This window comes from Chroococcidiopsis sp. SAG 2025, from assembly GCF_032860985.1.
Taxonomy (GTDB): domain Bacteria; phylum Cyanobacteriota; class Cyanobacteriia; order Cyanobacteriales; family Chroococcidiopsidaceae; genus Chroococcidiopsis.
This window is the reverse complement of the sequence record NZ_JAOCNC010000001.1, coordinates 6520144-6541957: the sequence shown is the minus strand read 5'-3', so window position 1 is coordinate 6541957 and position 21814 is coordinate 6520144. Positions and strand designations below refer to the sequence as shown.

Below are 21814 nucleotides of genomic sequence, written 5' to 3'. Positions count from 1 at the left end.
TCCCTGTGGTGATGGAGTCACTTTGAATAATCTGCCACCGGAAAACAGCCCCACAACTACAATACCGTTAGCTACCCGTGCAATCCCAGCTAAACCAACTGGTTGAGAGCGCAATCGCTCGTCTTCAGCCCAGACCTGAAGTTGCTTGGCTCCAGGCGCAAGATAGTGAATGCGAGGACGATTGCTATCGGTGAGGTAAACTCCACCCTGGGGATCGATCGCCATGTCGTTACCGAAACCGCCATCTGGCATCAAAATCACCCGCAGCACTTTACCAGTGCGACTATCGAGTGCAAAGATCCGATGGGGACGGCGAGTGACTTCGCCATCAGCACCGCGCACGCCTAAAAAGTCTGATGAGGCTCCCCATAATATATTGCGCTGCTCGTCGAGCCGCAAACTATTAGCGGCAAATATTTCATTATTTCCTGGGAAGAAAGTTTCAGTCCTACCATTCGGTTGAATTCGGAGAATTTTGCCACTCGTGACTGAACCCACATATAGCGTTCCGTCACTAGCGCGGGCAATGCCATTTGGGTATTGGAAACCACTAGGTAAGGCAATGCGAGTTTCTTCGCGTACTGAAGTTAAACTTGCAACAGTTAAAGGAGTTGCGATCGCCCTAGCATGAGAGAGCAGCACAGTAGCGAGGGCAATTGTATGGAAAAGCGTTCTCAGCATTGCTCAGCCAGGAATATTAAAAAGCGATCGCCACTTTGCCAAAATGCCTATCCCCCTCGAAATATTCAAAGGCTACTTGAGTTTGCTCCAAGAAAAAAATCTTGTCAAGAGTTTTTAATTCCGAATTCCGAATTCCCTCAACGCAACGGTCCCGCTAAAATCACTTTAGCGATCGCGTCTCTAACATCTGCTGGTTCTTCTTCGGCGAGTTGCTGATACCATTTTCGGGTAATTTCTGGCTCTTTACCGTGAATCATTTCAGCGCGTTTGCGGGCTTTTTCAACTACTGCGCTAGTCCGTTCCTTCCGGTCTGCTTCGTAGCGTTTTAGGGCATATTCCATACTAATATTTGTTGTGAGCAGGTATTGAGTTAACACCAACCCATCTTCCATTGCTTGACAACCACCTTGACCTAAATCTGGACACGTAGCGTGCGCGGCATCTCCGAGTAAAGCAACTCTACCGCTTACCATGCGGTCAATCGGTCCCACGTCGTGAATTTCTAAACGATTTGTTTTGTATGGATCGAGACGCTGAATTAAATTTTGGACGGGTTGCGCCCAGCCTTGAAAGTGTTCTGTCAATTCGGCGCGGTAATTTTCGGGACTGGAAACAGTACCTTTAGGTAAAGGAACATCAAAAAAGAAGTAGAAGCGATCGCCTGCTACTGGCATCATTGAAGCCCGTTTGTGTTCCCCGACAAAAATTACCCAAGAATTTTTTGCGGCTAAATCTTCACTGGCGGGAACTAATCCGTTCCAGTTCACGTAATGACCGTACTTCGGTTGCACTTCTTGTCCCAATACATACGTGCGCAGAAGCGATCGCACTCCGTCTGCTGCTATAAGTAGATCGCCTGTAGTACGATGTCCGTTCTCAAAAATTGCCGTAACGCTATTCTCGTCTTGTTCGACTGCAATACATTTATGTTCTAGCTTGACTTCGCCGGGATAAGCTTCCAAGAGCATTTGTTGCAAGTCAGTACGGGCGACTGGATAGGGACGCTGCCCGACTTCCTCGACTAAGGGATGCAGATCGATATCGCTTAATACATCCCCCTTAAGGGTAAGATACTGCATCCGATCCATCAAGCCGCCGATCGCCGCCATCTTTTCCCCTAACCCCAGGCGGTTGAGGACTTTTACACCGTTCGACCACAATGAAATCCCCGCACCCGCCGGACGCAGTTCTTTGACTCTGTCATAAATCTCGACTTCGTACCCTGCCTGACGCAGAGCGATACCTGCGGTTAAACCGCCAATTCCCGCACCGATGATGACAACCTTGAGGTTATACATTGTAACTTTGCCCCTGCGTAACTTGCCCCTATGTAACTTGCCTCTACGTAACTTGTCCCAACTCAGCGACCAAAACAATTCAAAATTTTGACTTTTGAATTTTAACTTTTGAATTTTGAATTTTGCTCATGCTTCTAACTCTGCAAGTTCGTCAGCATTACTATCGTCCTGCTCGGTAGCTCCTTCTTTTCGATCGTAAGGTAACAACCAATTTAATAAGATAGCCGTCAGTCCACCGGCAGAAATTCCAGAAGAGAGAACATTTTTAATTGCTAGTGGTAATGCATCAACAATTTCCGGCGTATAAGTCACCCCTAACCCCATTGCCAAGGATGTACCGACAATTACCATCGCACGGCGATCGAGTTCTACTGATGAGAGAATGTTAATCCCGGCGACGACAATTGAGCCGAACATGATAATCGTGGAACCGCCCAACACAGCTTGTGGTAGGGTTTGAAAGATCCCGCCGACAATCGGAAATAAACCCAAAAAGGCAAGAATTGCCGCAATGTAGTAACCGATGTAACGACTACCCACGCCTGTAATTTGAATCACGCCATTATTCTGACTGAATGTCGTGTTGGGAAATGTATTGAATAATGCCGCAATCAGAGAATTTACACCATCTCCTAAAACTCCACCCTTGATCCGCCGCATATAAGTCGCGCCTTTAATCGGTTCTCCCGATACCGCAGATGTTGCTGTCAGGTCGCCAATCGATTCTACTGTGGTAATGATATAGAGCAGAATGAACGGCACGAAAGCAGCAAAGTCAAAGCTCAGTCCATAACGGAATGGAATTGGCAAAGCAACTAACGGTAAATTTCCCAAATTACTAAAGTTAACCATGCCTAACACGCTTGCCACAGCGTAGCCGACTAGCAGTCCAATGACAACTGAAGCCATTCTCAGCATTGGCTTTTTACTCACGTTCAGCACGATGATAGTCAGCAGTACCAATGTGGCAACGCCTATGTTTTGCAAGCTACCGAAAGTACCGTTTCTTTGCGCTGCTACCCCTCCACCCATACTGATAATCCCCGTTTTGATCAGGGTCAGACCGATGACGCAAACAATCGTACCCGTGACTAGGGGAGAGATAATTTTTCTAACTAGGTGTAAGAAGCGGCTCAAGATTATTTCAATAAACGCGCCAAAGAAGCATAAGCCAAAGATTAAGCTCAACGCGCTTTCTGGGGTTCCTCCGGCTGCGACTACTGCCGTCCCTGCGGAGATAATTGGTCCGAGAAAAGAAAAGCTGGTTCCCTGAATGCTGAGCAATCCCGAACCAATTGGTCCAATTTTTCTAGCTTGAATGAATGTCGAGACTCCCGAAATAAACAGTGACATACTGACGACGTAGCTAGTGTCAGTTGGGTTCAGCTTTAAAGCGTTGGCAATCAGCAACGGAGGAGTAATAATACCGACAAAGATCGCTAGAACGTGCTGCATGGCTGCTAGCACTGCTTCGATAAATGGAGGCTTGTCGTTAAGTCCGTAGATTAGCCTATTGACAGGTGCTACAGCGTTGCGCTCCTCAGTTTGCGGAGTCGATTGAACACTCACTTTTGCCATCAGGATTCCTCAAATTCAGCGCTTATTTGCGAGGTTTATAAAACTATTTTCGTTATTGTCATGCACGAGCGAGCGCCTCTTTTTTTCCCAACGATCGCCTGCTGGAGTTTAGTTGATTTTTACTACTAATTTGTCATTAAATCTCAATTCTCTCGCGAGTTTTTGCATTATTTAATACAATTTACGATCGTTTGTTTCTCCTCTCTTGACTCGCTAACTTGAAATTATTTAGCGATTGAAATACAAATTGTCTCCAGATTTAATATTCTGTATTTTTCGCTACAAAACATCAATTTACAAAAATGTTCGTTGTCGATTGGTCGCTGTCTAAAATTTGTTAAATTACTTCTAGAATTGTCACGCAGTAAGGAAATTGCAGGCATCGAGCATTGCAGTCTAAACATAAACTCGATAGATATGGTATACAGTATACTAAATCTTCTAACAACACAAGCCTGCTGCGGATCTGAAATATTAAGTGGTGCGATCGAAGCGTGATGAATACGTTTTATGATTTGGAGAACTGCTCGAATAATATTGCCATCATTCCCAGTGCAATCAACGCGATCGCGGTTCCAATTAAATCGGTTTTAACCGAACTTAAACGAAAAGCAGGTTGTAGCCAAAATCTCATGAACCGCGTTACCAATGGCATCACCAACCACGTCAAAATTGAGGATGTTATCAGGTTATTCACCAACATCGAACTAGCAGGCGACCAAGACTGCATGATACCAAAAGCAGCAAATACTCTCGATTGCGTCATGACTGTGGGATACAATCCCAGAACTACCGATAAGACTTGCTTCCATGCTGGGGGACCCAAACTCGTTTTCTCTATACCAGACTGGAGAGAAAACCATCCCTCTAAGCCAGTCGTCAATGACTTGAATTTGTAAATTTGGAAAATCTCTCGTCCTGACTCCATCACGCGATCGCGATCGCTTGATTGCAGCCACCGATTTAACCGATTCGGTGTATCGAAGTGCATGATCGAATACCATTTGACGACTCCATCGCGACATTCCAGAGGCGGACAGAGATCTGTGCGAGTAAACCCCTCGTAATGTGCAGCAGCACTCACTAAGCGATCGTGCCATTTGTGAAACACAGCTTCTTTTCCCTGCGGCACAATATACTCGATCGCCACGCTGGAATAAAAAATTTCCTCGTCATCTGAATTGAGCATTAGCTAGTTGGAAGAGTAGAAAATCTCGCCAGATTTCAAACTAGCATTTTTGACTAAAATTCTTTTCCAGAATGGTTTTGAGCTAGCTAAATACAGCTTTTATCTCTGCTAAAAGAGAGAGCGGACAGAGCAAAAATGTTTCTAACAACAGATATATAACAAGATCTCATCATGTTATATAATATAAATGTATCTTAAGGCACGGAAAAAGATTCGGACATACGCTTTTAGACGACACAATTGTAATTTGGGTAATTGTCAAGCGTTGTGGTGACAGGTTTAGAAGTGCCTCCTGCAATGACTGAAATTGAGGAGGACGATTGTGAAAACTCTCAGCCAAACAAGCAACTCTCAGTGGGAAAACTACCAACAATTAGAACTCATTCCCAGCCAAGTTCCCAATCCATATGGTAAAACCTCTACATTTAAGTTTGGCTTGGACTTTGCTTGGCGATTGCTGATTTCCTTACTTGTCGATGAATTAGTCGATCGCGAACAACAAGTAGAGTATATTGAACGGTGCTGGGCTAACAAGGAATTCGAGCAACAAGAAAATTCCACCAGTTCGCTGCAAAAACTTTGGCTGCTAATGAATTAATATCTCCCAGCGTCTGCCAAATAAGATTTTTTGACTTAGCAATTCTGGAATAATAATCGAGTCTAGATCGAAAATTCGTACTGCGATCTAGACTTTTTTGTAGTTGGAATTACAATTTTTTCACTCAAGTTACACTAGCGTATACAGTATGCTTGCAACCCGATAAGGTCTTGAAAGCTAAAAGTAAGGATGTGTACTAGACATTGGATCGAGTCTAGTTCTAGAGTGCGATCGCGACTCTAAAGCTATTTTTTTAGTTTTAATTTTGGTTGTAGCAAGACAGAATACTATCTGTTATTGCTAGATTTGTGTGTGAGGAGTTATGAATTCAGCTTGTGTTTGTCAAGTCAAAGCGACAGCTAAAATAACTTTGTGGTTGAGTTTATTAGTGGTAGGCCTTTCAATCGGCGTGCTACCAGTAGAGGCAAATGAGAATAATTTAGAATTATCTCAGACCGATACAGAGACAATGGCACAAGTCACATCTGTATCTCAGCTTTCAGACGTACAGCCTACAGATTGGGCATTTCAAGCATTACAATCTCTAGTAGAAAGATATGGTTGCATTACTGGCTATCCCGATGGAACTTATCGCGGTAATCGTGCTTTAACTAGATATGAATTTGCAGCAGGGTTGAATGCTTGTTTAGACAGAGTCAACGAACTCATTGCTACAGCCAGCGATGTAGTAAACAAACAGGACTTAGACACCTTGCAAGCTCTGCAAGCAGAGTTTGCGGCAGAAATTGCTACTATGCGCCGTCGTGTCGATGCGTTGGAAACACAAACAGCAGAATTAGAAGCAAATCAATTTTCCACGACAACAAAACTTACTGCTAATATTTTCCTCAACGTGACTGGAGCTTTTGCCGACGGAGACATAACGGCAGAGGGAACCAGTGTTTTTGTTCCAGCACGGGGAGCCGATGGTAGACCTGTACGCCGGACGATTACCGATGACCCGAATGTTACCTTCAGCGATTACCTTTTCCTCAATTTCAACACTTCATTTACAGGTAAAGATAGCCTCGTCACCCAACTCGTAGCCGGGAATGGGAATTCTCCCGCAAATACATTTGCTTCCGCTGGTTTATTTAATACCTTTGGCGTACCTTATACAGATCAAAAAGGTGTCACGGGTGCGGATAATAATGTCGTCGTGCGCGAATTATTTTATAGTTTTCCTGTTGGGGAGAGCCTACAATTTACAGTTGGTCCTCGCGTTAACTGGTTTCGTCATTTTGATAATAATCGGTTCACCTTTTATTTAACTGGAGCAAGTAGCTACAACTCGATTGGTAGTACTCTACTCAATTCCGTCGATCGCGGTTCGGGAGCAGTCGTAGCCTGGGAAATTAACAACCAGTTTAAGTTAACGGCTGGTTATTTAGGTGAGAATACAGAATTTCTTTCTGGGTCTGCGTTCAATACTTCTAGTAATCCTAGCCAAGGTTTATTTAAACCAACTAACACAATTACAGCCGAATTAGCTTTTACTCCTAGCAAAAATCTGAATTTAAGATTTCTCTACAACCGCTCCAATATTCAAGCAGTAAACGGACGAGTAGGCGGCGCAATTGGCGAACCGATTTATGGTTTTGTCGATGATGGGTTTGGCGGTTCAATTGAAGATGCCACAGCTGACACTTTGAACTTTAACTTTGACTGGTTAGTAACTCAAGGCATTGGTTTATTTGGACGTTATACCTATGCCAGCACTGATATTAAACCCACAACCGCCGGACGACCGGATGGAGAAGTTGACGTACAGGCAATTCAAGCAGGATTAGCCTTTCCCGATTTAGGTAAAGAAGGAGCGCTGTTAACATTTTCATATCTCAGACCGTTTGCCGTGTTGGATGGTCGAAACTTTTTAGTTTCTGGTGGTGGCGATGGCGGCGTACAATATGAGTTTGAGGCAACTTACTATTATCCAATTACAGATAACATTGCTCTAGTTCCTGCGTTTTATTTGATTGCCAATCCGAACAATTTTAGCGACAATCCTAATATTTATGTAGGTAATTTACGCGCTCAGTTTAAGTTTTAAACAGGAAAACATTGGTAGGGGCGCACAGATGTGCGCCCCTACTGTGATACGATTGCGTCTAAACGAAATTTAGCAATTTGAAAGATTTCTGCTAATGCTTGGTTTCTTTCTATGTCACTAGAATTTTGCAACCGTTGTTCAAAAGCTGCAAGAATGCTATCTTTTGTGTGGTTTTTAACGGCAATAATAAACGGAAAATCAAACTTCTTTTTATAAGCGTGATTCAGAGATAAAAAGCGATCGTATTCTTCAGGTGTAAGACGGTCTAATCCTGCACCAGCTTGTTCTTGGACTGATGCCATTGCCATTTTTGCTTTACTACCTAAGTCAGGATGTGCCTGAATGAGTTCTATTTGTGCGTCTTGGCTAGCAGTGCGGACGACATCTACCATTTTCTGATGTAACTGAGCTACATTTTGAAAAGGTCGCTCGTACCATGCATGATAAGCGATCGCAGGTGTATCTTCAAACACCGCTCCCAAGGTTTTTACAAACTCATCTTGGCTCATTTGGTTCAGTTCTGTTAAAGAAATCATCATCAAGTTACCTAGAAAAAAATTGTCGCGCAAAGACGCAAAGACGCAAAAGTATTCTTTGCGCCTACTCTTCCAGAACGCTTCGCGTATGCGTCTTTGCGTGACCCAAATTAAGCTTAACTACCTCGATAAGTACTATAAGACCAGGGAGAGACGAGTAAAGGAACGTGATAGTGAGAATTAGGATCGGCGATTCCAAATTGTAACGGTACGCGATCGAGAAAAGCTGGCTGAGGTAGGTTATCTATATGTTTGCTAAAATAATCACCTACCGAAAATATGAGTTCATAAATACCTGTTTTGAATTCTTCATCAGCTAATAATGGTGTGTCTGTACGACCATCATGATTAGTATGAATAGTTTTAATAGAGTTTTATTCTTATTTGAGTCAATCGACCACAATTCAATTGTCATTTGTCGAGCGGGACAACCTTGAGCTGTGTCTAAGACATGAGTAGTAAGTTTGCCTACCATAGTTATAAATGTAGATATCAATTGCGATCGCGCCAACTACGTGTAACAGCTTAGCTATAGGGATATTAATTTTTCACTCAGTTACATAATTTTGAATACTGTATACACTTCTCGCATTTTGTTCTGTGTAGATCGATACACGTCGCCCATGGAAGCAAAATAAATGTAGATAAATCTGAAAATATGAAGAGTAATACCGTACTTTTTCGGCATTTCGTCAAGCTTTCCTAACTATTTAACCGATATTTCAACCGATTTCAAGAAAATTTAGTTACAATAGATACAGAAAATAAATCGTTCATCTCTCTAAAAAACACTCTTCATTAGATGCTGAGAGAGACGGAAGTAAGGAGATATCCAGAAGGAACGCACGCGAAGTCATTACCTGATTCCTTCAGGAGGCGAGATTGTGATGAATTATCAACAAAACATTCAAAAACTAGAACGAATTTACAACTACAAACCAGAACCGCAAAACAATCGACCAACTCGCAGATCGTGGTTGAAAAAGATATGGCGATCGCTCGTTACAGCTTTGAGTCACAATGCAGAAATGCGAGTATGGAAAACTGAAGATAAAACAGGTCGTTCGTTGTGGAAGCTTTACGACCCGATAACAGGCGAAACGTTTGACTTTAACTCAGAAAATGAAGTCAGAACTTGGATTGAAGAATCATACAATCGCCCGCTAGTGGGAGAAAGATGCTTCCGACCCTTTTGCAGCTAGTTAGAATTGATGGAAACGCATGGCTATGCGTTCTCACTACCCTACTGTGGTAAAGTGGTTGAAGTGCAAACAGATAATTGACTGGAACGCAGTAAACAGTCTAATCCTTCAGATAAACTCGGTGGAGCATCGCGCAGTTGACGATGCATCCGTAATATAACCTCTTCAGGCACTTGGCGATCGCGCCGTCGATTTCGCGCTAGACACAACCATACAGGAGTATCGACCCAAAGTCCTACAATCTGCTTGAATCCCGCAGCACGAGCGTAAACGATGACTTCTCGCCGATGTCTGCGTTGGGCATTAGTCGCATCGTAAATTGCCGTACTGACTTCGCCGCGAGAAATTTGAATCGTAGCTTGTTGAAATTGCCGTTGCACCTCGCGCCAAACTAGCAACCATTCCCCCTGAATCACCTCATTACCAAATAGGCGTTCTCGAATCTTGTCAGTTGAGATAAGTTGTAGCTTTGGGTCTGCGGCTACCAGTTGTCCTACTAAAGTAGATTTTCCACTCCCTGGTAAACCAACGAGCAGAATTAGAGAGTAGGGAGTAGAGAGTAAACCCGTGTACGACTTGTCTAATGCCCCCTTGTTAAGGAAGTTGGAGGATCGCAGAACTACGCCACTCATGAAGAGATCCCCCCCTAGCCCCCCTTTTTGAAGGGGGGAACAAAGAAGCTGCACATTACACGAGTAGAAAATTATTTTCAATTCTTCCACTCACCACTCACCACGCATCACTCACCACTAAATAACTGTCCCATCGGAAATCACGGCGTTTTTCAGCACGACGACGATGCCACTGCGGATATAGAAGCCTTCGCTTTCTCGATCTGCTTCTTCAACCCTATCTTTGTTGATGATGCGGACATCACAACCGATACGGGCATTTTTGTCAATAATTGCTCGTCTGATAATGGTGTTAGCACCAATTCCCAGAGGAACGTTCTCGATTTCACCATCTGCACAAACTGTCTGTCTTTCCTCTATATGGGGATCGTAGAAATCTGCCCCCATCAGTAACGCATCTTCTACAATCGAGCCTGCTTGGATGATCGATCGCACGCCCAAGACTGAATGATGGACGCGACAGTTTTTCAAAATACAACCGTCACCGACGATTGATTCTGTCACCTGACAATCCATCATTTTAGTAGGAGGCAAGTAACGAGCGCGAGTGTAAATTGGCGCTTCTTCCTCGTAGAAGCTAAAAGCTGGATAGGGTTGCTTTGTCAACGATAAGTTAGCATCGTAGAATGCCTCAATCGTTCCGATATCTTCCCAGTAATCGTTGAACAAGTAGGCTTGAATGTTGTACTCTTTCGCACAAGCTGGCAGAATTTCCTTCCCGAAATCAGTTTGTTCTGGCGCTTCTTTCAGCAACTTGATTAAGACATCGCGTTTAAAAACATAAATCCCCATTGAAGCGATGTATGGTTTTTGCTTCGCCTCTTCTGGATCTAGCCCCAATACTGTAGTATCGACCTGCATGTTCAGCAGTGCATCACCTTTGGGTTTTTCGCTAAAGTCGATCACCCGTCCCGCACTGTCAATTTTCATCAAGCCAAAGTCAGAAGCGCGACGTTGTTCGATCGGGATTACTGAGAGAGTCACATCAGCACCAGTTTCGCGGTGACGCTCGACAAATTGGCGATAGTCCATGCGGTAGAGGTGATCTCCCGACAAGATCAAATATTCGTCCACGTTCCACTCTTCCATCAACCAGAGATACTGACGCACTGCATCTGCCGTACCCTGGAACCAGTTAGTGCTGTACTGCGTTTGTTGAGCCGCCAGGACTTCTACAAAGCCTTCAGTAAAACCAGAAAAGGTATATGCACGGGCGATGTGGCGATTGAGTGAAGCCGAGTTGAATTGTGTTAAAACGTATATCTTGTAGATCTCTGAGTTAATACAATTACTGACAGGAATATCGATTAAGCGGTACTTCCCTGCTAATGGTACGGCTGGCTTAGCTCGCAGCTTAGTCAGCGGATAAAGACGAGTTCCAGCACCGCCACCGAGAATAATTCCTAGTACTTTTTTCACAAATTCCTCCCGACTGCCTTTCGTTCCCAAAATTAGTGTAGAGGACTAGGTGTAAAAGTTGGTAAGAATCTAGAGGCAGAAATTTATCAGCACTACAAATGAAGAATTCCTGGGAGTCTGGGGCGATCGCGGTTAGCTCGGCTTTGGCAGGCATAGAGCAGTTGAGCAGCAGCGATCGCACTTCCCAAACTCCAAAATTATCGTAGAATTTGGTATGGTGCTGCCGCTAGTCGTAGTTTTCCCCATCTTTAGGGAGCAGGGAGCAGAGAGGAGGGAGCAGGGGAGAAGAGAGCTGGGGAAGCAGAGGGGTAGAGGGGCATAACTGTCAAAAAGCGATCGCGACATTCACCCCCTGGTTAGAGCCGCAGAATGGAGAGTATTTGTACCTTGTCAATGAAGGGCTAGAAAGTGACTATGGAGATTACCACCCCAGACTGGGTAAAACACGCTGTTTTCTATCAAATTTTTCCCGATCGCTTTGCTAAGAGTCAACAACCCCGCAAACGGCTGTTAAAGAACGCTACTTGGGAAGAATGGGAAGAAATGCCCACTCTCCAAGGCTATAAGGGTGGCGATCTCTGGGGTGTGATGGAGCAATTAGATTATTTGCAAATGTTAGGCATTAACGCCATCTACTTCACCCCGATCTTTCAATCTGCCAGCAATCACCGCTATCACACCCACGACTACTATCGAGTCGATCCGATGTTAGGCGGAGATGAAGCTTTTCAAGAATTGCTAGAAGCTTGTCACAGCCGCGATATTAAGGTTGTCTTGGATGGAGTCTTCAATCATGCCAGTCGGGGCTTTTTCTTTTTTCACGATATTCTCGAAAATGGTTCCTACTCTCCTTGGGTAGATTGGTTCAAGATTGAAAAATGGCCCTTGTGTCCCTATGATGGCGATCGCCCCGCCAATTACGAAGGCTGGGCGGGAAATCGCGCTTTACCCGTGTTCAATCACGATAATCCAGAAGTGCGAGAATACATTATGGAGATTGCCGAATATTGGCTGAAATTCGGCATCGACGGCTGGCGGTTAGATGTGCCGTTTGAAATTAGAACTCCTGGTTTTTGGCAAGAGTTTCGCGATCGCGTCAAAGCCATCAACCCCGATGCATATATTGTTGGCGAAGTGTGGGAAGATTCGCGCGAGTGGCTGGACGGCACGCAATTTGACGGCGTGATGAATTACTTATTTGCCGCACCGACAATCGCTTTTACGGCTGGCGATCGCGTGGATATGACACAAGTACAAGACCGTTCCTACTATCCCTATCCGCCCCTGTTTGCGGCTGAATATGCCACAAAAATGCAAGAATTGCTGCAATTGTATCCTTGGGAAATTCAGTTAACGCAATTGAATTTACTCGCCAGCCACGATACGGCGAGACTAATTTCTATTGCTGGGGGCGATCGCTCTAGTGTCGAACTTGCCACCCTGTTGTTACTAACATTTCCTGGCGCGCCCAGCATCTACTATGGTGACGAAGTTGGTTTACCAGGCAAGATCGATCCAGACTCTCGGCGCGGTTTTCCCCTCGAAGCCACTTGGGATCGGGAAATTCTCGAATACCACCGTCAGTTAATTGCCTTACGCCATGCTTACCCTGCCTTGCGTACGGGAGATTATCAAGTGTTACACGCACACGGCTTAGTTTATGTTTTTGCGAGAACTTCAGACTCAGAAGAAATTGTCGTAGCTGTCAATGCTGGTACTGACTCGGCACAAGTTAGTTTGCACACAAGTAAGTTGCGATCGCACCCCAGCAAGTTGTTATTTGGTAGTGCCGAAATCGAGGCTGTTACTGATGGAGCGCAAGTGAATTTAAATCTATCCCCAAGGGCAGGTTGTATTTTGAAATAAAAACTTTGACCTAAAGAATGTAGAGACAGTATATGTAATGTCTCTACATTCTTCTATTGAAATAAACTTGGCAATAGACTAGAACCGCGCCAAACAGCGTAAATCAGAAAGGCAAATATCAAGGTAATGAAAACAGTATATATATAGCTAACACACATCAATAATCCATCATCTTCTAGTGTTGCTACTGCCAATACTAAAATGCCAATAGTCGGAAAAGAGTTTGTCAGGGGAATTGGTAACATTAATAAAATCGCCAACCAAGCAATACAAAGCCCGTTAAATTGCCAAATATAAGGATTTCCCGCTATTTTCAACATGCGAGGACGAACGATTCTTTCTAGCAATCTGGTACACCTTTTCAAATTTTGTAACAATTGCTGGGCAAACCAGCGCGGAAATTTGAATTGAGCGACTTTTTTCGGCAGCCAAGGCGATCGCCTACCTAATGCCATTTGTAGCGATAAAATTAAGCAAGCTGTTCCTGGTATGCCAGTGAAACCAGGTGGATGAGGAAACAAAAAAGGTAATACAAGTAAGGCAATAACCAGGCTAAAACCTCGTTCTGAAGTTCCTGCCAAAATGTCGCTTAAAGTTAAAGGTTGTTGAGATAGTTTTTCTAGTAAAGATTTAATATCTTGCGAAAATTTTAAATGCATATAGTCAGTTATCAGTTATCAGTTATCAGTGTAGAGACGTTACATGTAACGTCTGTACAAAGTTGTCAGTGAATAGTGAGTAGTCAGTGGTGCTATAAATTTTGAATTTTGAATTTTGAATTTTGAATTGCTCCCTCAACTTTCTTCTGGTACTAAAACTGCTACAGCTTGGGGAATGACGCGAAATTCGGCAGGGGTGTAAGCGGTGATTTCTCCATCGGTATTAATGGGGCGGGGTTTTCTAGTCGAAACGTAGATTTTTTGACCGTGCAAGGTACGAACTCCAGGTAAAGCTGTATGCCTACCTTGACGCATTGCAGGTAATAAACGAATCATCTGCCACCAGTGACGCAATTCCAGACTGTATAAGTCTAGCCTGCGATCGTCGATCGCCGCATCGTGAGTGATTGCCATGCCACCACCGTAATAACGTCCATTACCAACGGCAATTTGTACGGTTTTGACTCGAATCGCATCTTGGTTATTTATCCGAATTTCAGCTCTGAAGGGACGAGATTGCCAGAGAGCTTGAATTGCTACCATTGCATAGGCTAAAACTCCCCAACGACGTTTAGACTCTTTCGTCAGTTTCTTAGCGATTTGGACGCTCAAACCGAGGCTAGCAACGTTAAAAAAATGCTTGCCATTCACCCAACCTAAGTCGATCCAACGGACTTTTTGACTCGCAATAATCTCGCACGCTTCAGGGAGAGAATTGGGAATTTCCAAAGTTCGAGCTAGATCGTTAGCAGTTCCTAGAGGTAATATTCCTAAAGGCAATCTAGTCTCAACTAACGCATCTACTGCTGCGTTGAGCGTGCCATCTCCACCACCAATAATTACTAAGTCTACTTGATGGCGATGGTAGCGGATCAGTTCGGGTAATTGACGAGGATGTTCTATCGGCTTTTCTAATAACTCTAAATCCAACTGCTGTAACTTTTCTATGGCAGCAGCGATCCGCTGCTGTCCGTGACGGGCATGACGATTGACTAGCAGTAAGGCTCGCTGTTTCACGATCGCTTGCAGGTGAGGGTTGCTGCCATGCCTTTGAACGCGCATTGAAAGGCGATCGCGGGTAAGGCTTAATACTAATTTTATCTAAATTAAATCTTTTGATAAACTTATTTTGCTCTGTGACAAGTTAAAAGCAATTTAATTCACAATATCTGACATAAATAAATAGTAGGGTGGACATTGCCCACCCTACAATACTCCTGTAAAAGCAGGTTTAACTACAAAAGTAATTGTTGCTACTTGAAAGATTTAGATGAAACCGCGTTCATTCTAATTTTCGAGAGACATGCCGTTGTCTACTTTAAATAAATTGGCGAAGTCTGTTGACTAACAAGATAAATCGATAGATTTAAGTTTGCAGAGGATTAGATATGAGCCTAGCTATTGGTATAGCCATAGATCGGGCATTAATTGGTACAGATAAAAATGATTTCATATTCGGTACAGTAGGGTACGTTATTAACGCACCCTACACAACTGGTTCTCACAACAAGCCCCGATAACGAATAAAAACTAATATAACCGCCCAAGAACCCAAAGCAACTTTGACTGCTACCAGGATATTGAGTAGCGGAATCACTCCCCCACTGACAAGTGCGCCCATTTCTCCGTGCGGTAGTTCAAATCCAGACAGAGTTATCGCCGCTAGGACAACGAAAATCAGCACCGACACTTTCTCCCATGTAGCGGCGTGCCAGCGTTTGTAGATACTTTGCATCCGCTCTGGCGATGAAGTAATTGCCACCAGACCGATCGCCGTTCCGCCTGCTACCCCAGCCGCAAAACCACCACCTGGGCTGAGATGACCCCGAATTGCCAGTTCAATCCCCACCAAAGCTGCAATTGTCGCTCCTAATCGTGCTAGCACAATTGATGGTTGGTCTGTAAAACGATAGACTTTGGTGGATGGTTGTTCGTTCGCTAGCAAAAAACGAGCGCCCATAATGGCGATTGTAAATACCACCACCTCAAAAATGGTATCGTACAGCCGATTTCTAAAAATAATCCCTGAAACCGCATTGGGTACTCCACTGTCTTGAACGACCGATTCGACAATTGAAAGTGACAAATCTGGTGCGGGATTGGACATGATGAGGATTTTGACAAACAAGGCTATTCCTGCGGCAATGTAGAGCCATTTCATGAATGCTTCTCCTTTGGCGCGTTGACATAGGTAAGGCTTGTTGCAGGTGATGAGAGTTCGGCTTGCATGATGTCATAGATCCGCTGCACTCTGGTGACGGTATGGTAGGGTTGTTTTTCCGCATCAGGCGTTGCGCAATCTACGTCTTCGGGTCGCGTACAAGTTGCGTGTATTTCTTTCTCCATCAGCGCTTGGTGCAAATCCTGTTGGTCTTTGTAGGTCACTAACTCAAGTCGCATGTGACGTTTGCCCAAAATTGCCCGGAAGTCATCGAGCAGTTGCCCAAAATGGCGATCGCCTTCGCTGTCTGTCGCGATCGCTCTTTCTGTCAGTACGCCCAGACACATCACCATTGACGATCGCACTGCCACTGCATAGAGAGTAATCGCTAGCATCGTACCTACTAATGCTTCAGTCAAAGACACATCTGCTGCCCCCAACACTGCATAGACCATTGCTGCCACGGCTCCCAGAATGCCACGAATCACCAGGGCATGATATGGATTGACCTGAAAGACTACCATCGACGCGGACAGCGGTAGCAGAGCGACTAAGAAATAGATATAGCTATCCATCATTGCTACCCCCACTAGTGGAACAGTATGCCAACACGTACCCCAGCACTGTATTCCAAATCGCTAACGAGATAATGGCAAGGATCAGTAACGGCGATTCGCGGGGTCGTTGCAACAGCAGCCCGATGATGATACTCATCGATCCGAGCGTATCTGCAACTGAAAGACCATGCAGCTTAAATAATAGCGATCGCTTGCCTAGCAGGGGGAAGGTTCCCCAAAACCAGAAAAAGATTCCTATGCCGATGCAGATGTAACTCAATATATCGATTGCCATAAGTTGCTCCACATTTAGTTTGCCTACAGGCAACAGTCAAAAGCCTTACCTGAACTACATTTTGACTTTGAACTTTTGACTTTGAACTTTTGACTTGCTTGTCACCCATTTAATGCATCGCTCATTCGTTTAATGACTTGTGCCAGCAGCATGAGTGAAGCGTTTCCCACACTCAGAATGATGACTCCCACCACACCAATCGACCAATCGTCGCGCAAGACCGATACGACCAAGATCGCAACTGATGTTTTGGTGGCAATACTGGCAAACGCCAACATTGTCTGCCAGATATTTTCATCTCTACATGCCACGTAGAAGGGGATAAGCAGTGCCAGAATCATTGCAATTAGTACCAGGTTCATGTCTTCCTCCGTCGCACCCGATGGACTTCGTACCAGCCGTCTTCGCGGTACTTCAAAACAATCGTCTTTGGCGTAAAGGTAATCAAGAAAATATCTAGAAATATCAAACCTGGTGTCCGTCGCGGTGGGACTCGTTCTAGGGTGACTTCTTCTTCGTTATGCGGACGGAGGATAATTTCAAATGCCTCAATATACGCTTGCGGAATTGCCACGATAATCTTCCCCAGCGCCCGCAACCAATCCTTTAATGCTGCTCGCGATCTGGGTCTTCCTGGTAACAGGAAAGCAACGGCAACGCCGATGATGATATTTGCCAAGCTCAAATTAGCAGTGAGCAAAAACCAGATAGCCAGTCGTAATATTAGATTTAGATAACCGATCGTGTCCATACCATCCAGAAAAGCAGGATTAACATCAAACTCATCACACCGATGAGATGCTCGAATTGTTCGAGCATACGCGGTAGCTTGAGGACTGAGCGTCGAAAGACCGTAAAATATGCCAACCAGCCAACGCCAACGATCGCCAGGGGTTTCGCGATATTCTCAAGGGTATACGCCTCGTAGTACGCGACATTTGCCACAATCAACCCACCAATTAGAAGTACGACTGCTAACCAGAAACCGGGTGATACGTTCTCTCCTCCCTCTCTTTTCTGATGCGGCAAAAAAATGAATTTAGCAAACGAGATCGCTGTCCCTACAGCCGCAACGTTCATGGCGATCGTTTGCCAGGGCAGCAAATTTTTTGTCGTCAATACTTTTGCCCCAAAGCCAGACAGCATGGGAAAGCCGGAAATCGAGAAGCTAGCCATAACTAGGGCAATCCAGATTGCGGTATCGATTGGCTGATGTTGCAGTTCCTTAAAGTTTCGGCTGGGTAAAACACCCGCGATTAGAAACAGTGCCGATTTGACCAACCCGTGTGTCAAGGCATAAAAGCCACCAACTCCAGGCGCAGCCAAAATAAAGCCTAGCTGTGAAACCGTATGAAATGCCAGCATCCGCTTAGTGTCCTTTTCAAAAACTGCATAGAACACTCCTAGAAGCGCCGTTCCCACTCCAAAGAATCTGACGATCGGATCGACCTCTTCTAAAAGCAAAGCGCAACGCACTAGCGGATAGACACCCGCTTTGACCACAATTCCCGATAGCATTGCTGATACTGGCGTTTCCGATTCGGAGTGGGTCAACGGTAGCCATAATCCCGATACAAAAATGCCTCCCTTGACCAAGAGTCCCATAAAGATCAGGGCAAGCGCTTCGATTGGTGCGCCGCGCAAACCTACGAAACTAAACGAATGATGTGCTTTATAGACCAGCACCGCGCCAATCAGATAAAACAGCATTGACACGTTGCTGACAAACAGATAGCGCAAGCCAACCCAAATCGAGCGATCGCTGCGAGGATAGGCAATTAAGAGAAACGCGGCAATACTAATTACCTCTAGCGCCACGTACAAACTCATAAAATCCGAACAGACAAATGCAGCATTGACGCTGCCATGCAGAATGATAGTCTGGGTGTAAAAAAAAGCTGTCTTGCCACTGCGCCAACAGTAGAGGATGACTGCTGCCGTTACCAGCGCATTTGTCAAGATAAAGTAGCCGCTTAGTTGGTCGATCGCTAACGTCACGCCGAAATTATCGAGTAAATTCAGTGTCAGTGGAGGCTCGATAAATAACAACAACGCATATCCGGCAGAAGCACAAGCCATGCCCAATGCAAGATACCGATCGAGTTTGGGGATGAGAGAAGCGACAAATCCGACAAAAAACGGTAGGGCAATCCAGGCGATCGAAATGGTACTCATGGTGTATGACTCTTCTCGATCTCGTTGCTTTCTAGTGTCGGGTTATCTCGCGCCAACTTCATGACACCAACTAGCATTAAAGCCTGAATCGAAAAGCCAATCACGATCGCCGTCAAGATAACCGCTTGAGGAACCGGATCGGAATAAGCGCTATTTTTGACATCTGAAATAATCGGTGCGAACAAGCCATCTCGCGATGCAATCAATACGTAATAGGAGATGACCCCCGTACTCATGACATCCATCGAGACGATCTTCATCACAAGATTCTTTTTCAAGATAATGCCGAAAAATCCGCACAATATTGTTGCTAATACGCACGCTTCTAACACGGAAATTACCTATGGGGTAAGGTTCGCTTGCGAATTCCATCTCCTGGTAGACGAGACGAGTTTTTCAGCCTTGTTATTACTAAACGTTAGCATTAATATTAATATGTTTTGATAGAATTGCGATCGCTATTAGTTACGATAATTTTAACTGCTGCCAATTTTAGTCAAACTCGTTACTATTATCTATACTTTACCGTCGATCTTCTCTATACTTTCTGTTCATTCGATAAATCAGCCAGTAGCTAATTGCGAGGGCAAAACTAGCAGTTCCTAAGCCGATTAAATCTATTCCCTGATGCTTTACTAAAGTCAAAAATAATCAGTTTTCGCGCTACCGCGATCAAGGCGGTGACGATCACGAGTTCGACTTGGACGACATGCCTTCTCAAATAAGCAGTAATATTTTCTAATAATTCTAGAGCAATCAGTATATTCAGGAACATACCAAAAATTTCAATCAGGGTTTTATTGAAAAATCCAATTGGTTCCCTAAATAAATCTTTATATAAAAAGAAGATCAGATCGAATAAAGATACCAGAATGACACCCACTAAAGCAATTGACAAAACTTTTGAGACTAAGTTCTCGATACTATGAATGCCTCGGAGGAAACTTTCATCTGCAAACAACTCTTTTGCTGATATGGCTAGTTTTTTCCACTGTCTGCCCATGCTATTAACTCGAAATCAACTGAAAATTACAGTATTTGAAGTTTCAGATACTTATTAATGTCTATTGCTATGATACGTCAGCGATCGCCTAAGGTAAGAGGTAAGAGGCAAATTAATTCAAACTTACGACTTACGACTTACGACTTATTGCTGCAGTGCTGGATCGGTGAAATCGCTCAAACCTTGGCTCGAAGCACTTCCAACATCGGCAGTCACCCTATCCTTGCCACTTACTAATGCAACTGCTTGTCGCAATGCAGCCAGCCGATCTGTCATTAGATTTTGGGGGGGTAAAAGATCGAAGATGCCCAACTTTTCTAACCGCCGCTTCACAGAACCAGTTGCACCGACAATGAAGACGTGACGACCCTGTTCGACTGCATCTTTTATTGCATTTTCAATTGCTAAAGAAGCAGTCACACCTAACATCGGTACATCGCTCAAATCCAGAACCAAAACATCGTGGTCTGCCATTGCTGTATGTTCGCGGGCGATCGCTTTGGACACGCCGAAAATCATTGGTCCGCTGAGGTAGAATAACAACACGCGATTATTGGCAAGATCGAGTAACTGTTTTTCTTCCTGATTTAATACGATCTCATCATCGGCATCGCTAATTGTTTTGACATCTTGCGCTTGCAGATTAGATAAACGCTCGATGGTCAAGATGTTAGCAATAAACACTCCAACTCCAACCGCCACAATTAGATCGACAAATACCGTCAGTAACAGCACCCCATACATAATCAGCGTTCCCTTTAGGGAAACCTTGTGGGCGCGTTTTAAGAAACTCCAGTCTAGAATATCAATCCCCACTTTCAAGGCAATTCCAGCTAATACAGCCATCGGAATCACCTGAGTTAAACTTGCAGCCCCTAACACGACAACTAACAAAATCAAGGCGCGAGTTATTCCAGATAAAGCTGTAGTTGCACCCGTTTGGATGTTCACCACCGTACCCATTGTCGCACCTGCGCCAGGTAAGCCGCCAAACAGTCCAGAAACTAAGTTACCAATACCTTGACCGATTAATTCTTTATCAGAGTTATGTTGAGTACGTGTAATACTGTCGGCAATTACGGCAGTCAGCAAAGTATCAATACAGCCCAACATTCCCAGCACAACACCATCGATAAACATGGTTGTAATTTGACCAGGAGTAAAGACTGGCATCTGTAACTGTGGCAATCCCATCGGAATCTCGCCAATCCGCCGAATATCTGCGCCTGGAAAGAGAACCAGAGAAACTACTGTGCCAACTACCAGTGCTACAAGTTGAGGCGGGACGAAACGCTTGAATTTAGATGGCATTAAGAAAATAATTGCCAGTGTTAGCGCCCCTAACCCAGCTTCGATTGGATCGGTGTTCGCTAGCAGTTGAGGTATGCTCTGCACCGTACCCAAAACCCCACCTTTAGGTGCTGCTTGCCCGACAAACGGCGCAATTTGCAAAATAATCAGGATGACTCCAATCCCAGACATGAAGCCAGAAATCACGCTGTAGGGCATCAGCGTCACGTATTTTCCTAGCTTGAGTACCCCAAAGATAATTTGAAAAAGCCCTGCTAGCATCACGACGGTAAACGCCATTGCCAAGCCATTCTCAGGGTTGTTTGCCGTCAGACCAGCCACAATCGCTGTCATGACTACGGTCATCGGTCCGGTCGGCTCGGAAATTAGAGTTGGCGTACCACCAAACAACGCCGCAAAAAAGCCAACGCAGACTGCACCGTAAAGCCCCGCGATCGCTCCAGCACCAGAGGCAACACCGAATGCCAATGCTAAGGGCAAGGAAACGATCGCGGTGGTTAAACCACCAAATAAATCGCCTCGTAGATTTCTGAAATGAATTTTGTTTGTTATTTGCATGAGCAAGAGACTAAAGACGACAGCAAATCAACTACGCTCCATAGAG

21 protein-coding genes, 2 pseudogenes and 1 riboswitch are annotated in these 21814 nt (G+C 44.6%); of the genes and pseudogenes, 5 read left to right on the top strand and 18 right to left on the bottom strand.

Annotation, left to right across the window (positions count from 1 at the left end; translation table 11 throughout):
* Positions 1 to 818: 818 nt before the first annotated feature.
* The 3 genes from hpxO to N4J56_RS31830 all read right to left on the bottom strand — a co-directional run bounded on the left by hpxO (position 819) and on the right by N4J56_RS31830 (position 4746).
* Positions 819 to 1979: an FAD-dependent urate hydroxylase HpxO gene (gene hpxO / locus N4J56_RS31840; RefSeq protein ID WP_317110399.1), complete on the bottom strand. Its 1161-nt coding sequence runs from the start codon at positions 1977 to 1979 to the stop codon at positions 819 to 821.
* 126 nt (positions 1980 to 2105) lie between these two features.
* Complete coding sequence (locus tag N4J56_RS31835) at positions 2106 to 3557, bottom strand: nucleobase:cation symporter-2 family protein (RefSeq protein WP_317110398.1); 1452 nt, start codon at positions 3555 to 3557, stop codon at positions 2106 to 2108.
* 508 nt (positions 3558 to 4065) lie between these two features.
* Complete coding sequence (locus N4J56_RS31830; RefSeq protein WP_317110397.1) at positions 4066 to 4746, bottom strand: hypothetical protein; 681 nt, start codon at positions 4744 to 4746, stop codon at positions 4066 to 4068.
* Positions 4747 to 5068: 322 nt separating this feature from the next.
* Here N4J56_RS31830 and N4J56_RS31825 point away from each other — a divergent pair, with 322 nt between their 5' ends.
* Positions 5069 to 5344 (top strand): hypothetical protein, encoded by a 276-nt coding sequence (locus N4J56_RS31825; protein WP_317110395.1) that lies wholly within the window; start codon positions 5069 to 5071, stop codon positions 5342 to 5344.
* A gap of 322 nt (positions 5345 to 5666) precedes the next feature.
* Positions 5667 to 7394: an iron uptake porin gene (locus N4J56_RS31820; protein ID WP_317110394.1), complete on the top strand. Its 1728-nt coding sequence runs from the start codon at positions 5667 to 5669 to the stop codon at positions 7392 to 7394.
* 38 nt (positions 7395 to 7432) lie between these two features.
* Here N4J56_RS31820 and uraD read toward each other — a convergent pair whose 3' ends face one another.
* Both uraD and uraH read right to left on the bottom strand, forming a co-directional pair.
* Positions 7433 to 7933, bottom strand: a complete 501-nt coding sequence (gene uraD / locus N4J56_RS31815; RefSeq protein ID WP_317110393.1) for a 2-oxo-4-hydroxy-4-carboxy-5-ureidoimidazoline decarboxylase — start codon at positions 7931 to 7933, stop codon at positions 7433 to 7435.
* Between the two features lie 113 nt (positions 7934 to 8046).
* Positions 8047 to 8405: pseudogene (gene uraH / locus N4J56_RS41400) on the bottom strand (hydroxyisourate hydrolase).
* A 293-nt stretch (positions 8406 to 8698) separates the two neighbouring features.
* Positions 8699 to 8778: riboswitch (Glutamine riboswitch) on the top strand.
* A 39-nt stretch (positions 8779 to 8817) separates the two neighbouring features.
* On the opposite strand from uraH, the gene N4J56_RS31810 reads away from it, so the two are divergent.
* Entirely contained in the window at positions 8818 to 9132 is a 315-nt protein-coding gene (locus N4J56_RS31810; protein ID WP_317110392.1) for a hypothetical protein, read from the top strand.
* A gap of 41 nt (positions 9133 to 9173) precedes the next feature.
* Here N4J56_RS31810 and N4J56_RS31805 read toward each other — a convergent pair whose 3' ends face one another.
* Together N4J56_RS31805 and N4J56_RS31800 are read right to left on the bottom strand one after the other, a co-directional pair.
* A complete protein-coding gene (locus tag N4J56_RS31805) occupies positions 9174 to 9764 on the bottom strand; it encodes an AAA family ATPase (protein WP_317110391.1) in 591 nt (196 codons plus the stop codon).
* Between the two features lie 117 nt (positions 9765 to 9881).
* The gene (locus N4J56_RS31800; protein ID WP_317110389.1) at positions 9882 to 11183 is read right to left on the bottom strand and encodes a glucose-1-phosphate adenylyltransferase; all 1302 of its coding nucleotides are present in this window, start codon (positions 11181 to 11183) and stop codon (positions 9882 to 9884) included.
* 414 nt (positions 11184 to 11597) lie between these two features.
* Between N4J56_RS31800 and N4J56_RS31795 the strand changes: the two genes are divergently transcribed.
* The gene (locus tag N4J56_RS31795) at positions 11598 to 13049 is read left to right on the top strand and encodes a glycoside hydrolase family 13 protein (RefSeq protein WP_317110387.1); all 1452 of its coding nucleotides are present in this window, start codon (positions 11598 to 11600) and stop codon (positions 13047 to 13049) included.
* A 53-nt stretch (positions 13050 to 13102) separates the two neighbouring features.
* Here N4J56_RS31795 and N4J56_RS31790 read toward each other — a convergent pair whose 3' ends face one another.
* Together N4J56_RS31790 and N4J56_RS31785 are read right to left on the bottom strand one after the other, a co-directional pair.
* On the bottom strand, positions 13103 to 13708 hold the full coding sequence (locus N4J56_RS31790; protein WP_317110385.1) for an exopolysaccharide biosynthesis protein: 606 nt from the start codon (positions 13706 to 13708) through the stop codon (positions 13103 to 13105).
* 135 nt (positions 13709 to 13843) lie between these two features.
* Entirely contained in the window at positions 13844 to 14725 is an 882-nt protein-coding gene (locus N4J56_RS31785; protein WP_410500657.1) for a lipid kinase, read from the bottom strand.
* Positions 14726 to 15096: 371 nt separating this feature from the next.
* Between N4J56_RS31785 and N4J56_RS31780 the strand changes: the two genes are divergently transcribed.
* Positions 15097 to 15228 (top strand): hypothetical protein, encoded by a 132-nt coding sequence (locus N4J56_RS31780; RefSeq protein ID WP_317110381.1) that lies wholly within the window; start codon positions 15097 to 15099, stop codon positions 15226 to 15228.
* Here N4J56_RS31780 and N4J56_RS31775 read toward each other — a convergent pair.
* From N4J56_RS31775 to N4J56_RS31735, 9 genes and pseudogenes are all read right to left on the bottom strand, one after another.
* Positions 15210 to 15869 (bottom strand): Na(+)/H(+) antiporter subunit B, encoded by a 660-nt coding sequence (locus tag N4J56_RS31775; RefSeq protein ID WP_317110379.1) that lies wholly within the window; start codon positions 15867 to 15869, stop codon positions 15210 to 15212. The genes N4J56_RS31780 and N4J56_RS31775 overlap by 19 nt on opposite strands.
* Positions 15866 to 16447, bottom strand: coding sequence for a DUF4040 domain-containing protein (locus N4J56_RS31770; RefSeq protein ID WP_317110378.1), 582 nt, complete (start codon positions 16445 to 16447; stop codon positions 15866 to 15868). Before N4J56_RS31770 ends, N4J56_RS31775 begins: the two co-directional genes overlap by 4 nt.
* Positions 16437 to 16721 (bottom strand): monovalent cation/H(+) antiporter subunit G, encoded by a 285-nt coding sequence (locus tag N4J56_RS31765; RefSeq protein ID WP_317110376.1) that lies wholly within the window; start codon positions 16719 to 16721, stop codon positions 16437 to 16439. Before N4J56_RS31765 ends, N4J56_RS31770 begins: the two co-directional genes overlap by 11 nt.
* A gap of 101 nt (positions 16722 to 16822) precedes the next feature.
* The gene (locus N4J56_RS31760) at positions 16823 to 17083 is read right to left on the bottom strand and encodes a hypothetical protein (RefSeq protein ID WP_317110375.1); all 261 of its coding nucleotides are present in this window, start codon (positions 17081 to 17083) and stop codon (positions 16823 to 16825) included.
* The gene (locus N4J56_RS31755) at positions 17080 to 17472 is read right to left on the bottom strand and encodes a Na+/H+ antiporter subunit E (RefSeq protein ID WP_317110374.1); all 393 of its coding nucleotides are present in this window, start codon (positions 17470 to 17472) and stop codon (positions 17080 to 17082) included. The genes N4J56_RS31760 and N4J56_RS31755 overlap by 4 nt, the downstream gene beginning before the upstream one ends.
* Entirely contained in the window at positions 17451 to 18896 is a 1446-nt protein-coding gene (locus tag N4J56_RS31750; protein WP_317110373.1) for a cation:proton antiporter, read from the bottom strand. Before N4J56_RS31750 ends, N4J56_RS31755 begins: the two co-directional genes overlap by 22 nt.
* Entirely contained in the window at positions 18893 to 19228 is a 336-nt protein-coding gene (locus N4J56_RS31745; RefSeq protein ID WP_317110372.1) for a cation:proton antiporter subunit C, read from the bottom strand. The genes N4J56_RS31750 and N4J56_RS31745 overlap by 4 nt, the downstream gene beginning before the upstream one ends.
* Before the next feature lie 190 nt (positions 19229 to 19418).
* Positions 19419 to 19899 (bottom strand): annotated as a pseudogene (locus tag N4J56_RS31740) (phosphate-starvation-inducible PsiE family protein).
* A gap of 144 nt (positions 19900 to 20043) precedes the next feature.
* On the bottom strand, positions 20044 to 21768 hold the full coding sequence (locus tag N4J56_RS31735) for a SulP family inorganic anion transporter (RefSeq protein WP_317110368.1): 1725 nt from the start codon (positions 21766 to 21768) through the stop codon (positions 20044 to 20046).
* Between the last annotated feature and the right edge of the window lie 46 nt (positions 21769 to 21814).

Bases quoted from the DNA above. Each gene is read 5' to 3' on its own strand.
- uraD (WP_317110393.1), bottom strand. From the start codon at position 7,933: ATGATGATTTCTTTAACAGAACTGAACCAAATGAGCCAAGATGAGTTT.
- N4J56_RS31780 (WP_317110381.1), top strand. From the start codon at position 15,097: ATGAGCCTAGCTATTGGTATAGCCATAGATCGGGCATTAATTGGTACA.
- N4J56_RS31790 (WP_317110385.1), bottom strand. From the start codon at position 13,708: ATGCATTTAAAATTTTCGCAAGATATTAAATCTTTACTAGAAAAACTA.
- N4J56_RS31750 (WP_317110373.1), bottom strand. From the start codon at position 18,896: ATGAGTACCATTTCGATCGCCTGGATTGCCCTACCGTTTTTTGTCGGA.
- N4J56_RS31760 (WP_317110375.1), bottom strand. From the start codon at position 17,083: ATGAACCTGGTACTAATTGCAATGATTCTGGCACTGCTTATCCCCTTC.
- N4J56_RS31735 (WP_317110368.1), bottom strand. From the start codon at position 21,768: ATGCAAATAACAAACAAAATTCATTTCAGAAATCTACGAGGCGATTTA.
- N4J56_RS31835 (WP_317110398.1), bottom strand. From the start codon at position 3,557: ATGGCAAAAGTGAGTGTTCAATCGACTCCGCAAACTGAGGAGCGCAAC.
- N4J56_RS31795 (WP_317110387.1), top strand. From the start codon at position 11,598: ATGGAGATTACCACCCCAGACTGGGTAAAACACGCTGTTTTCTATCAA.
- N4J56_RS31755 (WP_317110374.1), bottom strand. From the start codon at position 17,472: ATGGACACGATCGGTTATCTAAATCTAATATTACGACTGGCTATCTGG.
- N4J56_RS31770 (WP_317110378.1), bottom strand. From the start codon at position 16,447: ATGATGGATAGCTATATCTATTTCTTAGTCGCTCTGCTACCGCTGTCC.
- N4J56_RS31830 (WP_317110397.1), bottom strand. From the start codon at position 4,746: ATGCTCAATTCAGATGACGAGGAAATTTTTTATTCCAGCGTGGCGATC.
- N4J56_RS31775 (WP_317110379.1), bottom strand. From the start codon at position 15,869: ATGAAATGGCTCTACATTGCCGCAGGAATAGCCTTGTTTGTCAAAATC.
- N4J56_RS31810 (WP_317110392.1), top strand. From the start codon at position 8,818: ATGAATTATCAACAAAACATTCAAAAACTAGAACGAATTTACAACTAC.
- N4J56_RS31805 (WP_317110391.1), bottom strand. From the start codon at position 9,764: ATGAGTGGCGTAGTTCTGCGATCCTCCAACTTCCTTAACAAGGGGGCA.
- hpxO (WP_317110399.1), bottom strand. From the start codon at position 1,979: ATGTATAACCTCAAGGTTGTCATCATCGGTGCGGGAATTGGCGGTTTA.
- N4J56_RS31820 (WP_317110394.1), top strand. From the start codon at position 5,667: ATGAATTCAGCTTGTGTTTGTCAAGTCAAAGCGACAGCTAAAATAACT.
- N4J56_RS31765 (WP_317110376.1), bottom strand. From the start codon at position 16,721: ATGGCAATCGATATATTGAGTTACATCTGCATCGGCATAGGAATCTTT.